This window comes from Micrococcus lacusdianchii (assembly GCF_023155805.1).
GTDB lineage: Bacteria > Actinomycetota > Actinomycetes > Actinomycetales > Micrococcaceae > Micrococcus > Micrococcus lacusdianchii.
In genome coordinates, this window is the sequence record NZ_JAKNUW010000004.1 from 32958 (window position 1) to 46268 (window position 13311).

The 13311-nt window shown below is 72.8% G+C and carries 11 protein-coding genes and 1 pseudogene; 6 read left to right on the top strand and 6 right to left on the bottom strand.

What is annotated here, in order from left to right; translation table 11 throughout:
* Window positions 1-100 precede the first annotated feature (100 nt).
* Window positions 101-526: a hypothetical protein gene (locus MA879_RS03490; protein WP_248123546.1), complete on the top strand. Its 426-nt coding sequence runs from the start codon at window positions 101-103 to the stop codon at window positions 524-526.
* A 140-nt stretch (window positions 527-666) separates the two neighbouring features.
* On the opposite strand, the gene MA879_RS03495 is transcribed toward MA879_RS03490, so the two are convergent.
* The 4 genes from MA879_RS03495 to MA879_RS03510 form a co-directional block, all read right to left on the bottom strand.
* Complete coding sequence (locus MA879_RS03495; protein ID WP_248123548.1) at window positions 667-1629, bottom strand: Fpg/Nei family DNA glycosylase; 963 nt, start codon at window positions 1627-1629, stop codon at window positions 667-669.
* Window positions 1630-2103 (bottom strand): ribose-5-phosphate isomerase, encoded by a 474-nt coding sequence (locus tag MA879_RS03500; protein ID WP_248123550.1) that lies wholly within the window; start codon window positions 2101-2103, stop codon window positions 1630-1632. It abuts the gene before it with no gap.
* A gap of 86 nt (window positions 2104-2189) precedes the next feature.
* Window positions 2190-3752, bottom strand: a complete 1563-nt coding sequence (locus MA879_RS03505) for a flavin-containing monooxygenase (protein WP_248123552.1) — start codon at window positions 3750-3752, stop codon at window positions 2190-2192.
* A gap of 14 nt (window positions 3753-3766) precedes the next feature.
* Window positions 3767-4621 carry an alpha/beta fold hydrolase gene (locus tag MA879_RS03510; RefSeq protein WP_248123554.1) on the bottom strand — a complete coding sequence of 285 codons (855 nt, stop codon included), beginning with the start codon at window positions 4619-4621 and terminating at the stop codon, window positions 3767-3769.
* Window positions 4622-4795: 174 nt separating this feature from the next.
* On the opposite strand from MA879_RS03510, the gene MA879_RS03515 reads away from it, so the two are divergent.
* The 4 genes and pseudogenes from MA879_RS03515 (at window position 4796) to MA879_RS03530 (ending at window position 9563) form a co-directional block, all read left to right on the top strand.
* A complete protein-coding gene (locus tag MA879_RS03515) occupies window positions 4796-5575 on the top strand; it encodes an IclR family transcriptional regulator (protein WP_248123556.1) in 780 nt (259 codons plus the stop codon).
* Window positions 5576-5731: 156 nt separating this feature from the next.
* Window positions 5732-8353, top strand: a complete 2622-nt coding sequence (gene pepN, locus MA879_RS03520) for an aminopeptidase N (protein WP_282447571.1) — start codon at window positions 5732-5734, stop codon at window positions 8351-8353.
* 136 nt (window positions 8354-8489) lie between these two features.
* A pseudogene (locus tag MA879_RS03525) lies at window positions 8490-8921 on the top strand (OsmC family protein); the annotation flags it as partial.
* Between the two features lie 168 nt (window positions 8922-9089).
* Window positions 9090-9563 (top strand): globin, encoded by a 474-nt coding sequence (locus tag MA879_RS03530; RefSeq protein ID WP_248123745.1) that lies wholly within the window; start codon window positions 9090-9092, stop codon window positions 9561-9563.
* A gap of 36 nt (window positions 9564-9599) precedes the next feature.
* Here MA879_RS03530 and MA879_RS03535 read toward each other — a convergent pair whose 3' ends face one another.
* Entirely contained in the window at window positions 9600-10310 is a 711-nt protein-coding gene (locus MA879_RS03535) for a DUF8185 domain-containing protein (protein ID WP_248123559.1), read from the bottom strand.
* A 77-nt stretch (window positions 10311-10387) separates the two neighbouring features.
* Between MA879_RS03535 and MA879_RS03540 the strand changes: the two genes are divergently transcribed.
* Window positions 10388-11407: an acyl-CoA thioesterase gene (locus tag MA879_RS03540; protein ID WP_248123561.1), complete on the top strand. Its 1020-nt coding sequence runs from the start codon at window positions 10388-10390 to the stop codon at window positions 11405-11407.
* A 188-nt stretch (window positions 11408-11595) separates the two neighbouring features.
* Here MA879_RS03540 and ettA read toward each other — a convergent pair whose 3' ends face one another.
* Window positions 11596-13278, bottom strand: a complete 1683-nt coding sequence (ettA, locus tag MA879_RS03545) for an energy-dependent translational throttle protein EttA (protein ID WP_248123563.1) — start codon at window positions 13276-13278, stop codon at window positions 11596-11598.
* Between the last annotated feature and the right edge of the window lie 33 nt (window positions 13279-13311).

Genomic DNA, 13311 nt, shown 5'->3' on the forward strand with positions numbered 1-13311 from the left:
CGACGGGGCCCGTGTCCGGACGGGCCCCGTCGTGGTCGGGGAGCGTGCCGGTCCGCCGACCGTTGACCTCCCCTCCCCCGGTTCCCGTAGCGTCCGGGGCATGTCGATCTCCTCGTTCCTCACCGGCCGCGCGACGGCCCTCCTCCCCCTGCCCGCCCGCCTGGCGGTGAAGTTCGGCCCCCGCGCCGTCCGCGCCTACGGCGACTGGCGCGGCATGAATGCCCGCCCGACCGCCGCCGCGAAGCGCGGCTCCGGGCTACTGTCAGGCCTCATCGGCGACCGCCGCGGCCCGTCGCTGCTACTCTCCGCGCGTCGTCCCGCCCGCCGCGCCGGCTTCCCCTGGGGCGTGGGCCTGGGCGGCTTCGCCCTGGGCGCCGCCAGCGGAGCGGTCGCCGGCCGCCTGCTCCCCGCCGGGGGCGGCAAGGAGGACCGCGGCGCCGGCTCCGAGCCGACCCTGGTGACCCGCGAGGACACCACGACGGCGGCCCCCGTCACCCGCACCACGATCGAGCAGCCCCGCGCCTGATCCGGTCGCTCGGTCGCAGTGGCGGCGATATGGCTCTCACGCCGACGATGACCCGATGAACTGGTGAGGACACACCCTCCTCCGCGCTCCCGGACAGGGACGTGAGGGTATGTCCTCACCATGCATCGTCGAGGCCTGACTCAGCTTTGGCAGACAGTGCAGCGGTAGAGCTTGCGGGTGGCCATCTCCTCCACCACGATCGCGTCCACTCCGCATACGAGACACGGCTGCCCCTGCCGGTGGTACACGTAATAGGACGGATGACTCCCCCCGGGGGCGGCAGCCCGGTGCTCCGGCGTCGTGGTGACGATCCGCCCCAGGCGCACGCCGGTGCGCATCAGATCCCCGTTGTCCTCGTAGAGCGCGCACAGGGGCTGCTCCCCGACCTCCCGCGCCGGGGTCCACGGGTCCAGGCCCGCTCGGAACAGGGACTCGGCGCGGAAGATGTTGCCGATCCCCGCCACCGCCGCCTGGTCCATGAGCACGGCGCCGATCGGCCGCCTCGTGCGGGATGCCCGCTCGACAAAGCGGCCGGCGTCGTCTCCGTTGAGCGGGTCGGGCCCCAGCCGGTCGAGGACGGACGCGACCTCCTCCGGGATCAGCACCCGGCACGTGGTGGCGCCGACCAGGTCCGCCCACCCGTGCTCGGACTGCAGGCGTAGCCGCACGGTGTCCCGCGGCGGGGGCGGCACGACGGCGGGGGTGCGCGCCGTGGTGACCCCGCACACGAGCTTCTCCTGGCCGGAGGTCGCGGGGGGACGGGGATCGTCGTCGTCGGCCTGGGATGCGGAGGCGATCGGGGTGCGGGTCTCCTGCTCGCCGATGCGGCGGGGCGCCCCGATCGAGGAGGCCGCCGCGAACACCTCATCCCCGCCGAAGCTCATGGCCCCGTACAGGCCGAGGTGGATGTGGAGGGTCACACCGCCCGCCATGTCTGCGAAGAAGTGCTTGCCGTGGGCCCAGGCCCGTTCCAGGATTCGGCCGTCCAGCAGGGCGGCGCCGTCGGCGAACCGCCCCTGCGGCGAGGTGGCCCGGAGCATCTGGCCACCGAAGACGTCCTGCACATGCCGGGCCAGGCGGTGGAGGGAATGGCCCTCAGGCACTCACATCAGCACCTCTCCGGTGCTCTCGTATTGCGCGATCTTCCCGATGCGACGCACGTGGCGCTCGTCCTCGGAGAACGGCGCGGCCAGGAACGCCTCGATGAGCTCGGTGGCCTCCTCGAGCGAGTGCTGCCGACCGCCGACGGCCACGACGTTCGCGTCGTTGTGCTCGCGGGCCAGCCGCGCCGTGTCCAGGTTCCAGGCCAGGGCGGCGCGGACGCCGGCCACCTTGTTGGCGGCGATCTGCTCGCCGTTGCCGGAGCCGCCCAGCACGATGCCGAGCGAGTCCAGTCCCTGCTCGCGGTCGGCGACGACGGCGCGGGCGGCGTTGATGCAGAAGCCCGGGTAGTCGTCCTGCGCGTCGTACTCGGTGGGTCCGTGGTCCACCATCTCGTAGCCGGCGGCGGTGAGGTGCTCCACCAGATGGGCGGACAGCTCCATGCCGGCGTGGTCGGTGGCGATGTGGACGCGCATGCGCAGACTCCTCCAGAAGGACGACGGTCGGGTGGGGTCAGTCTACTGACGGCCCCACCCGACCCCCTGCCCCGGGGCGGGCCGGCTCAGATCAGCGCGACCGATCGCTCGGGCTCGCGCACCGGCATGGGCTCGGGCTCCCCGCTCGCCGAGGAGAGGAAGCCCTCCCCGGTGAAGTGGCCGTTGCGGGCGCGGAAGTCGTAGGCGTAGTCGGGCCAGATCAGCGTCAACTTGCCCGAACGGGGGTCGACGTACCAGGAGTGGCAGCCACCGTCCACGAGCCACACCGAGGTGGCGGCCCGCTCCTGGAGACGGTCCACGTACTCCTCCTGGGCGAGTGTCTCGGGGACCATCGTCCTGATTCCCTCGTGCTCCACCCGGTCCAGGGCCTCCAAGATGTACGCGATCTGCGACTCGATGATGTAGACGATCGAGTTGTGCCCCAGCGAGGTGTTCGGCCCGTTGATGGCGAACAGATTCGGGAATCCCGCCACGGCCGTGGAGTCGAACGCCGCCATGCCGCTGCTCCAGTGATCGGCCAGGGAACGGCCCTCACCGTCGTGGACGCGCTCGGCGAACGGCGGCTGGGCCGCCTCGAAGCCGGTGCAGAGGACGACGACGTCGACCTCGTACCCGTGACCGCTCACGCCGAACAGCCGGCTCCCCTCGACGCGGTCCAGCGCGCTGTCCTCCAGGGTGACGTTGTCCCGGGCCATGGCCGGGTAGTAGTCGTTGGAGACGAGCACACGCTTGCAGCCCGGCAGGTACCGCGGCGTGAGGCGCTCGCGGAGCTCGGGGTCGGAGACCGCGGCGGCCAGGTGCCCGAGGGCCTGGGCCCGGACCTGGTCCAGCGCGGCCGGCACACCGCGGCGCTGGGCATAGCTCGACTCGGCGAACCAGAAGATGTCGTCGCGCTCGCGCTGCATGGTGTGCGGGGCGCGCTCGAACATGCGCCGCACGGCCGCGGAATACGGCTTGACCACGCGCGGGGTGACCCACGCGGGGGTGCGCTGGAAGACGACGAGCTCGGCCGCCGTCGCCGCCAGCTCGGGGATGACCTGGATCGCGGAGGCGCCGGTGCCGACGACGGCGACACGCTTGCCCTTCAGGTCCACCGTGTGGTCCCAGCGGGCGGAATGGATGACCTCGCCCTCGAAGGCGTCGAGACCCGGGACGTCCGGCAGGCGGGGGTCGGCGAGGTGCCCGGTGCCCATGACGAGCCAGCGTCCCGTGTAGGTCCCGCGAGGGGTCCGCACCGTCCACCGCTCCGTCTCGGGGTCCCAGTGCGCTTCGAGCATGTCCGCCCCGAGACGCAGGTGCGGGGTGAGGCCCTCGTCCTCGGAGAAGCGCACGAGGTAGTCCTGGATCTCCGGGCCCGGTGTGTAGAAGCCCGACCACTGCGGGTTCGGCGCGAAGGAGAAGCTGTAGAGGTGGCTCGGGACGTCGCACGCGGCACCCGGGTAGGTGTTGTCCCTCCAGGTCCCGCCGACCTGCTGGGCGCGGTCCAGGATGAGGAAGTCCTCGCGGCCGTGACGCCGCAGCTGGGCGCCCATGCCGAGGCCGGCGAATCCGGAGCCGATGATGAGGATCTCAGCGGACTCGTCGCGCAGTGCGGGGCGCACGTCGGTGGTGGTCGTGGTGGTGGTCATGGCTGGCCCCTCACTCAGGCGTGGGTCTCGGGGATGATCGCGCCGGCCGGGTGGCGGTCGGGCTCGCGCAGGTGCAGGTCGACGATCTGCATGAGTTCGGCCGGGCGCTCGAGGAAGAAGGCGTGGCCGCTCGTCATGGTCGTCAGCCGTGCGTCGTCGATGATGCCGAGCAGCTCGTACTGGTGATGGGGCGGGACCATGATGTCCTCGGCACAGGAGACGATCAGTGTCCGCGCGGTGACGGCGGAGAGACGGTCGGCGACGTCCACGCGGGCGTTCAGGTCCATCTGCCGGGCGGTGAACTCGTCCGCGGTCAGGGAGGCGAGCGCCCCGTCGAGCATGGCCGGGGTCAGGGGGCGCAGGGCCAGCGGGGACAGGCCGCAGAAGGCCGTGTAACGGGCCAGGGCATCAGGGCTCGTGGCGTACAGGTGCCGCCAGACCTCGTTGCGCAGGCGCTGGTGGACATCCGTCGTCGCCCAGCCGGCCACGAGCACGAGGTTCTCCACACGGCGACCGAGGTCGGCGGCCAGCTGCCCGGCCACGACGGAGCCGAGTGAGTAGCCCAGCAGGTCGAACGCGGTGTCGGGGCCGAGGAGCTCGTCGACGGCGGCCCGCACCTGGCCGACCAGCAGGTTGACGGTCAGGTCCGCGGCGGGGTCGGCCGGCGGTGCCCAGTCGACGGCGATGACGCGCGTCCGCGTGGCCATCATGGGGAACAGGTGGCCGAAGTGCGAGGCGGTCGTCCCGCCCGTGCCGTGGACCAGCACGAGAGGCCGGTCGAGCTCCCCGGGTGTCACCGAGTCGTGGCAGGTGACGGAGGCACCGTCCACGCTGACGGTGCGCGTGACGGTCGATGCGGTCAGTGGCATGGGGCTCCTCCTGGAAACCGATATGTGGACTATGGGGCCCGACACCTGCGATGTGACGCGCCCTACATTTCCCAGCATGGCGCGTGCATCTCTCAAAATGCAAGCAGGGGCGGCAGTCATTTAGTCCATCAGATGGAACTGGCTCGGACGCCGGAGCTGCGGCACGATGGACCGGTGACCCCTGTGACCCCACCCACCGGCGTCCTGCCCCGTGCCGCCCTCGTGATGCGCCTGCTGCACGAGGCCGGGCCCGCCGGCCTGCGGCTGAGCCAGCTCGTCCAGCGGACGGGTCTGCCCCAGCCCACCGCCCATCGCCTGCTGGCCGACCTGGCGGAGGAGGGTGCCGTGACCCGGCGCGGGGCCGCCTATGCACTCGGCGATCGGTGGGGCCCGGTCGGGTTCGAACCGGTGACGCCGCGGTGCCTGATCGAACGCGAGGCCAGCCGGGCCGTGGTCCAGGCCGCCGCGGACGAGCTGGGGGACACGGTCTACCTGGCGGCACGGGCTGCGGGCGGAGTGGCCTACCTCCTGCGTTGCGACGGCGACTCCCCCGTGCGCGTCTTCACCGTGGAGGTCGGCGAGGTCAAGCGGCTTGCCGCCGGGTACGCCGGCATCGCGCTCCTGGCCTCCCTGCCGCCCGAGCGCCGGCGAGCTGAGGTGGACGCGGTCGTCGCCCGGCCTCCCCGCCGCTGGAACCTGACGGATGACGGGGCCCTGCACGACCTGCTGGACATCCTGCTGCGTCAGATGGACGAGCAGGGGTGGTGCGGCGGTGTGCCGGTCGTGCCAGGGGTGGCCGGAGTCGCCTGTGGCGTTCCGGCGCGGACGGGAAGCATCCCCCAGGTGTCCCTCACGGCCTCGGCGGCCGAGCAGCGGATGCCACCGGGGCGCGTGCCCGAGGTGGCTGAGGTGCTGCGTGCGGCGGCGACCCGACTGGCCGAGATCGGGGGCTGAGCACGCCGGCCGGCCCGCTCTGCCGTGCGCCGTCCACGACGCCGGGGCCAGGTGGCACACTGGGGAGCACCGTGCCATGGCCCCCATCACAGGCGCCCGGCCGTGCCGCATCCACCCGACCCCAGGAGGAGTCCGACCGTGACCACCGCCGCCGCCATGAACATCACCCGCGAAGAGGCCGCCGCGCGCGCGGCCGCCCTCACCGTGGACGCGTACGAGGTGAGCCTGGATCTCACCCGCGGAGCGGAGCACTTCCGCACGGCCACCACCGTGACGTTCGCGGCCACGCAGGACGCGGTGGGCACCCACACGTGGATCGACTTCGTGGCGGAGCAGGCTCCCACGGTGACCCTCAACGGCGAGGCGCTGGACGTGGCGGACTTCGACGGGGCCCGACTGCGGATCGGCCCGCTGGCGGCGCAGAACACCCTCGTGGTCGACGGGCTCGGGGACTACAGCAACACCGGCGAGGGCCTGCACCGGTTCGTGGACCCCGTGGACCAGGAGGTCTACCTCTACACCCAGTTCGAGGTGCCGGACTCCCGCCGCATGTTCGCGGTGTTCGAGCAGCCCGACCTCAAGGCCGCGTTCCGCTTCACGGTGACCGCGCCGGCACACTGGGCCGTGGTGTCCAACCAGCCGGAGGCCTCCCGCCGCACCCTCGGCGTCGTGGCGAACGAGGAGAACCCGCAGGGCGTGGACGCCGCGGTCTGGGAGTTCACCCCCACCCCGCGCATCTCCTCCTACATCACCGCGCTCGTCGCCGGCCCGTACGCCTCCGTGCACTCGGAGCTGACCAGCGCCGACGGCCGCACGATCCCCCTCGGCGTCTACTGCCGCGCGTCGCTGGTGGAGCACCTGGACGCGGAGAACGTCTTCGAGCTCACCCGCCAGGGCTTCGAGTTCTTCGAGGCCCAGTACGGCCACGCCTACCCCTTCGAGAAGTACGACCAGCTGTTCGTGCCCGAGTTCAACGCCGGCGCCATGGAGAACGCCGGCTGTGTGACCTTCCTCGAGTCGTACGTCTTCCGCGGGACCGTGCCCCAGGCGCTGATCGAGCGCCGCGCCATCACGATCCTCCACGAGCTCGCCCACATGTGGTTCGGCGACCTGGTCACCATGCGCTGGTGGAACGACCTGTGGCTCAACGAGTCCTTCGCCGAGTTCATGTCCACGCTCGCCGCCGCCGAGAACACGCAGTACACCGGCGCCTGGACCACCTTCTCCTCCATGGAGAAGAACTGGGCCTACCGCCAGGACCAGCTCTCCTCCACGCACCCCATCAAGGCCCGGATCCGCGACCTCGACGACGTGCTCGTCAACTTCGACGGCATCACCTACGCCAAGGGCGCCTCCGTGCTCCGCCAGCTCGTGGCCTGGGTGGGCCAGGAGAACTTCATGGCCGGCGTCCGCGCGTACATCGCCCAGCACGCGTGGGGCAACACCGAGCTGCCGGACCTCATGTCCGAGCTCGAGGCCGCGTCCGGCCGCGACCTGTCCGAGTGGACCCGCGTGTGGCTCGAGACCTCGGGCGTGAACACGCTGCGCACCGAGGTGGAGACGGATGAGGCCGGCACCATCACCGCGCTGCGCCTGCGCCAGAGCGCCCCGGACGGCTCCCCGTCGGCACCCGGCGACGACGTCCTCCGCCCCCACCGCCTGGCCGTGGGCTTCTACGACGTGGACGAGACCACCGGCCGCCTGACCCGCACCGAGCGCTTCGAGCTCGACGTGGCCGGTGAGGTGACCGAGGTCGCCGAGGCCGCCGGCCGCCGTCGTCCCGCCGTGATCCTGCCCAACGACGACGACCTGGCCTACGCCAAGCTGCGCCTCGACGACGCCTCGTGGGAGGCCGCGTCCACCCGTCTGAAGGATGTGGACGGCTCGCTGGCGCGCACGCTGCTGTGGGGGGCGGCCTGGGACACCGTGCGCGACGGCGAGGCCTCCGCCGCCTGGTTCGTCGACCTCGTCCTCGCCAACGTCGGCCACGAGCGGGACTCCTCCGTGGTGCAGACGCTGCTACGCCAGCTCGCGACGGCGATCGGCCTGTACCTGCCCGAGGACCAGGCCGAGACCGTGCGGGTCGCGGCGGCCGACCGTCTGTGGGGCCTGGTCGCGGAGGCCGAGGACGGCTCGGACAACCAGCTGCAGTTCGTCAAGGCGTTCGCCCTGCACGCCCGCACCACGGCGCAGCTGGACCGCCTGGCCGCCCTCGTCGACGGCACCCGCACCGTGCCCGGGCTGGACCTCACCACGGACCTGCGCTGGGAGCTGCTCACCGCGCTGGTGGCGGCCGGCCGCGCCGGGGAGGCCGAGATCGCCGAGGCCGGGCGCGCCGACGCGACCGCCACGGGCGCGCTCGCCGCCATCCAGGCCCGGGCCGCCGTGCCGACGGCTGAGGCCAAGCGCACGGCCTGGGACCGGGTGATGGCCGGCGAGCTGTCCAACACGGAGCAGCGCCAGGCCCTGATCGGGTTCGCCCGGGTCCACGACGCCGCGCTGATCGCGCCCTTCGCGGACGCCTACTTCGAGGGCGTCGAGGCGATGTGGGACTCCCGTTCTCACGAGATGGCCGAGACCGCCGCGACGCTGGGCTACCCGACCGCCCAGGTCACCCCGGAGATCGCCGACCGCGCCACCGCCCTGTCCGAGCGGCTGGCCGACACCCGCGCGGGGCTGTCCCGCGTCCTCGCCGAGGGCCGGGACGAGACGGTCCGCGCCCTGGCCGCGCGCGAGCACGCGACGGCGCACGTGCATCAGGTCCACGCCGGGGCCTGAGCCGGGCCGCGGCCGCAGCCGCGGCTGACGCCTCTGCCGGCGCCTGCGGGGCGGTGCTGGAGGGCACTCCACGGAAGATGCCCTCCAGCACCGCCCCCCGCCACCGTCGAGGCGCGGGCTGGCTAGGCTGGAACCCATGAAGCACACCTTCTCCCTGCGCACCGAGTGGACGGGCGACCGCGGCTCGGGCACCTCCGGCGTCCGCGACTACGACCGCTCCGTGGTGATCCAGGACGCCGCCGTCGGCGAGATCCAGGCCTCGGCCGCCCGCCCCTTCCGCGGCGACGACTCGAAGTGGAACCCGGAGACCCTCCTGCTCGGCGCGCTCGCCGAGTGCCACGTTCTCTCGTACCTCCATGTCGCGGCGACCTCCGGGGTCGTGGTCACGGGGATGACGTGCGGGGTCGAGGGCGAGCTCGAGGTGGACGGCGACGGCGCCGGGCGGTTCACCGCGATCACGCTGCGACCCGAGGTCACGCTGCAGGACGAGGCCGACCGGGAGCGGGCCGAGGCCCTCCACGCCGAGGCGCACCGGCTGTGCTTCATCGCGAACTCGCTCTCGGCCCCGGTCGCCGTCGAGCCGGCCCGCCCCGAGGCCCTGCCCACCGGCACGCCAACGCTGCCGGACCACTCCGCGCGCCTGGGCGCCCCCCTGGCGGTGCTGCGGCCGCGCGTCGCCAAGGGCCCGTCCCGTGTGACGGGCCTGGCGGAGCGGCCCACCGAGGTGGAGCCGGTGATGCAGGAGGGCACGCCCGCCCCGGTGGACCAGGTGCGCGCCCGCGACGCCGCGGCGGGTCCCGCCGGTGCGACCCCGGGGACCCCGGCCGCGCCCGGTCAGGCCACCAGCTTCTACGCCGCCGTCGGCGGCCGCCCGACCTTCGAGCGGCTGACCGCCGAGTTCTACACCCGCGTGCGCGAGGACGAGATCCTCGCCCCGATGTATCCGCAGGACGACTTCGAGGGCGCCCAGCGCCGGCTGCTGATGTTCCTGGAGCAGTACTGGGGCGGACCGCGGACGTACTCCGAGGAGCGCGGCCACCCTCGCCTGCGCATGCGCCACGCTCCGTACCGGATCGATCCGGCCGCGCGCGACGCGTGGCTGCGGCACATGCGCGCCGCCGTCGACACGCTGGAGCTGTCACCGCTGCACGAGGCCGAACTCTGGGACTACCTGGAGCGGGCCGCCCACTCCCTGCAGAACTCGGCCTGACCGGCCCACGGGCCGCCCCGACATGGGGACGCCGGCTCAGACCGCCATGGCGGGGCGGCCCAGCACGAAGCCGCCGGGGGTGTCCAGGCGCGTCCACGGCCCCGCCGTGCTGAGCCGGGCGCGGCCGCCGGGCCGCAGGAAGCCCAGCGCGTGCGCGCCGAAGGCCATGCCGGCCGGGAACTGCAGAGCGTCGCCCCCGAGCAGGGGTCCCCACATCTGCGCCCGGACCCTGCGGACCAGCGCCTCCCCCGGGTTCTCGGGCAGGGCGTCCCGCACGGCGTCGGCGCCGCGCGTGGCCACCTCGGCCAGCTCCTCATCGGCGACCTCGGCCACGGGCGTCCAGCCGCCGCGCGGCGGGGTCAGCGCGGTCCAGGTGACGTGCTCGCGGCCCGGCGGCACGGCGAAGGCCAGGTCGACGGGGTCCTGGCCGCGCATCCGGGCGGTGCGCTCGGTGACGGAGCCCAGGGCGACGACGGCGTCCAGGTCCGCCACGCCGTCAGCAGTCGCCAGGGGCACGGTGCGCAGCCCCAGGACGACGGGCACCCCGTCTCCGAGCCCGGCCGGCTGCAGCACGGAGACCCACTGGGCGAGCATCGGGGTGCGGGAGCGCCCCGCCTCAGGCACGACGTGCAGGCGCATCCCCGTGTCGGCGACGCGACGGGCGCGGGTGGCCAGCTGCTCGAGGTCCCGCACAGCGCGGTCGTCGACGAAGCGGAGGACTGGTGCGGCGGCGGAGTGCTCGGTCATGCAAGCATTGTCCCAGGTCCGTCGCGTCCCGGGCCGCCCCGCCGTCGCGGGATCCATCCACGTCGAAGGAGCCGTTCGTGCCGCAGCGCCATCCCCGTCCCCGCCCCGGTCGCGCACCGGCCCGCCCGGCCTCGGCCCCGAAGGACCCCACCGACATGCTGCGCGGGATCCTGGAGCTGACGCCGGCCGCGCCGGACCCGGTGACGGGTCAGGTCCGCTTCACGGGCACGACCCCCCGCCAGACGCACGGCCGGGTGTTCGGCGGCCAGGTGCTCGCCCAGGCGCTGGCGGCCGCCTCCCGCACGGTGCCGGCCGCCCGCCCCGCCCACTCGCTCCACGGCTACTTCATCCGCCCCGGGGACGCGCTGCAGCCCATCACGTTCACCGTCGAGACGCTGCGGGACGGCCGCTCCTTCTCCGTCCGCCGGGTGCTGGCCTCGCAGAACGAGAAGGCCATCCTCGCCCTGACCTGCTCCTTCCAGGAGCCCGCCGGCAGCGCGCTGGACCACCAGGTGGCCATGCCGGAGGGAGTGCCCCGGCCCGAGGACCTGCCCACGACGGCGGACGTGCTGGGCGGCATCAACCACCCCGTGGCCCAGGAGTGGGCCTGGTCCCGGCCGTTCGACATCCGCCACGTCACCCCGGCCATCTATGTGGACCCGGCCGCGGAGACCGAGAACCGCAACATGGTGTGGATGAAGACCTTCACGCCCCTGGCGGACGACCCCGCGCTGCACCTGGCGGCGCTCACCTACGCCTCGGACTACACGCTCCTCGAGCCGATCCTGCGGCAGCACGGCGTCGCCTGGATCCAGCCCGGCATGTCCGCGGCGTCCCTGGACCACGCGATGTGGTTCCACCGGCCCGCCCGCGTCGACCAGTGGCTGCTCTACGTCCAGGACTCCCCCAGCGCCCAGGGCGCGCGCGGCCTCGGCACGGGCGCCGTGTTCACCGAGGACGGGACGCTCGTGGCCACGGTCGCCCAGGAGGGCATGGTCCGCCTGCCCGAGGGGGCCGCCGCCCGGCGGGCGCGGGTCCGTGGCGCGGCCCAGCGCATGGCCATGCGGACGGTGATGCGCCGCAGCTGGCGGCGCTGACCCGGCGGTTCCACGGGGGGGGTGAGGCTGCCGATCCGGCCCTGCCACGGGTGAGGCGGCTCGCCGCCCGCGCCGCGCGCACCGTTCGTCGTGGTCGACGTGGACCCCGCCCCGGCACGACGACGGCCCGTCGCGATCACGTGATCGCGGCGGGCCGTCGTCGGCGCGGCGCCCGGGGGCGCGTCGGCTCAGTCGCGCGTGAGCTTGCGGTGCGTCATGCGATGCGGGCGGGCGGCCTCGGGGCCGAGCCGATCGACCTTGTTGGCCTCGTAGGACTCGAAGTTGCCCTCGTACCAGTACCAGTTGGCCGGGTCCTCCGCGGTGCCCTCGTAGGCCAGCATGTGGGTGGCGACGCGGTCCAGGAACCAGCGGTCGTGGGAGACGACCACCGCGCAGCCCGGGAACTCGAGCAGCGCGTTCTCGAGGGAGGTCAGGGTCTCCACGTCGAGGTCGTTGGTGGGCTCATCGAGGAGCAGCAGGTTGCCGCCCTCCTTGAGGGTCAGGGCCAGGTTCAGGCGGTTGCGCTCACCGCCGGAGAGCACGCCGGCCTTCTTCTGCTGGTCCGGGCCCTTGAAGCCGAACGCGGACACGTAGGCGCGCGAGGGCATCTCGACGTTGCCGACCTTGATGTAGTCCAGGCCGTCCGAGACGACCTCCCACAGCGACTTCTCGGGGTCGATGTTGGCGCGGGACTGGTCCACGTACGAGATCTTCACGGTCTCGCCGATCTTCAGCTCGCCGCCGTCCAGGGGCTCGAGGCCGACGATGGTCTTGAACAGGGTGGTCTTGCCGACGCCGTTCGGGCCGATCACGCCGACGATGCCGTTGCGGGGCAGGGAGAAGGACAGGCCGTCGATGAGGACGCGGTCCCCGAAGCCCTTCTTCAGGTCCTTGGCCTCGATCACCACGGTGCCCAGTCGCGGGCCCGGCGGGATCTGGATCTCCTCGAAGTCCAGCTTGCGGGTCTTCTCGGCCTCGGCCGCCATCTCCTCGTAGCGGGCCAGGCGGGCCTTGGACTTCGCCTGTCTGCCCTTCGTGTTGGAGCGGACCCAGTCGAGCTCCTCGGCCAGGCGCTTGGCGAGCTTGGCGTCCTTCTTGCCCTGCACCTCGAGGCGGGCGCGCTTGGTCTCCAGGTAGGTGGAGTAGTTGCCCTCGTACGGGTAGAGGCGGCCGCGGTCGACCTCTGCGATCCACTCGGCGACGTGGTCGAGGAAGTACCGGTCGTGGGTGACGGCGATGACGGCGCCCGGGTAGGAGGCCAGGTGCTGCTCGAGCCACAGCACGGACTCGGCGTCCAGGTGGTTGGTGGGCTCGTCGAGCAGGAGAAGGTCGGGCTTCTCCAACAGCAGCTTGCACAGCGCGACGCGGCGCTTCTCGCCGCCGGAGAGGTTCGTGACCGGCTCGTCCCCCGGGGGCGTGCGCAGGGCGTCCATCGCCTGCTCGAGCTGGGAGTCGATGTCCCACGCGTCCGCGGCGTCGATGGCGGACTGCAGCTCGCCCATCTCCTCCATGAGGGCGTCGAAGTCCGCGTCCGGGTTCGCCATCTCCTCGGAGATCTGGTTGTAGCGCTGGATCTTGCCGTAGATCTCGCCGACGCCCTCCTGGACGTTCTCGAGCACGGTCTTGGACTCGTCCAGCTTGGGCTCCTGCATCAGGATGCCCAGCGAGTAGCCGGGAGAGAGCCGCGCCTCGCCGTTCGAGGGCTCGTCCAGCCCGGCCATGATCTTCAGGATCGTCGACTTGCCGGCGCCGTTGGGGCCGACCATGCCGATCTTCGCCCCGGGGTAGAACGACATGGTGACGTCGTCCAGGATCAGTTTGTCGCCCACCTTCTTGCGGGCCTTGACCATCGTGTAGATGAATTCCGCCATGCGCCCCAGGCTAGTCGCTGGCCCCGGCAAACC

Bases quoted from the DNA above. Each gene is read 5' to 3' on its own strand.
- MA879_RS03490 (WP_248123546.1), top strand. From the start codon at position 101: ATGTCGATCTCCTCGTTCCTCACCGGCCGCGCGACGGCCCTCCTCCCC.
- MA879_RS03510 (WP_248123554.1), bottom strand. From the start codon at position 4,621: ATGCCACTGACCGCATCGACCGTCACGCGCACCGTCAGCGTGGACGGT.
- MA879_RS03505 (WP_248123552.1), bottom strand. From the start codon at position 3,752: ATGACCACCACCACGACCACCACCGACGTGCGCCCCGCACTGCGCGAC.
- MA879_RS03530 (WP_248123745.1), top strand. From the start codon at position 9,090: ATGCAGGAGGGCACGCCCGCCCCGGTGGACCAGGTGCGCGCCCGCGAC.
- MA879_RS03500 (WP_248123550.1), bottom strand. From the start codon at position 2,103: ATGCGCGTCCACATCGCCACCGACCACGCCGGCATGGAGCTGTCCGCC.
- MA879_RS03535 (WP_248123559.1), bottom strand. From the start codon at position 10,310: ATGACCGAGCACTCCGCCGCCGCACCAGTCCTCCGCTTCGTCGACGAC.
- pepN (WP_282447571.1), top strand. From the start codon at position 5,732: ATGAACATCACCCGCGAAGAGGCCGCCGCGCGCGCGGCCGCCCTCACC.
- ettA (WP_248123563.1), bottom strand. From the start codon at position 13,278: ATGGCGGAATTCATCTACACGATGGTCAAGGCCCGCAAGAAGGTGGGC.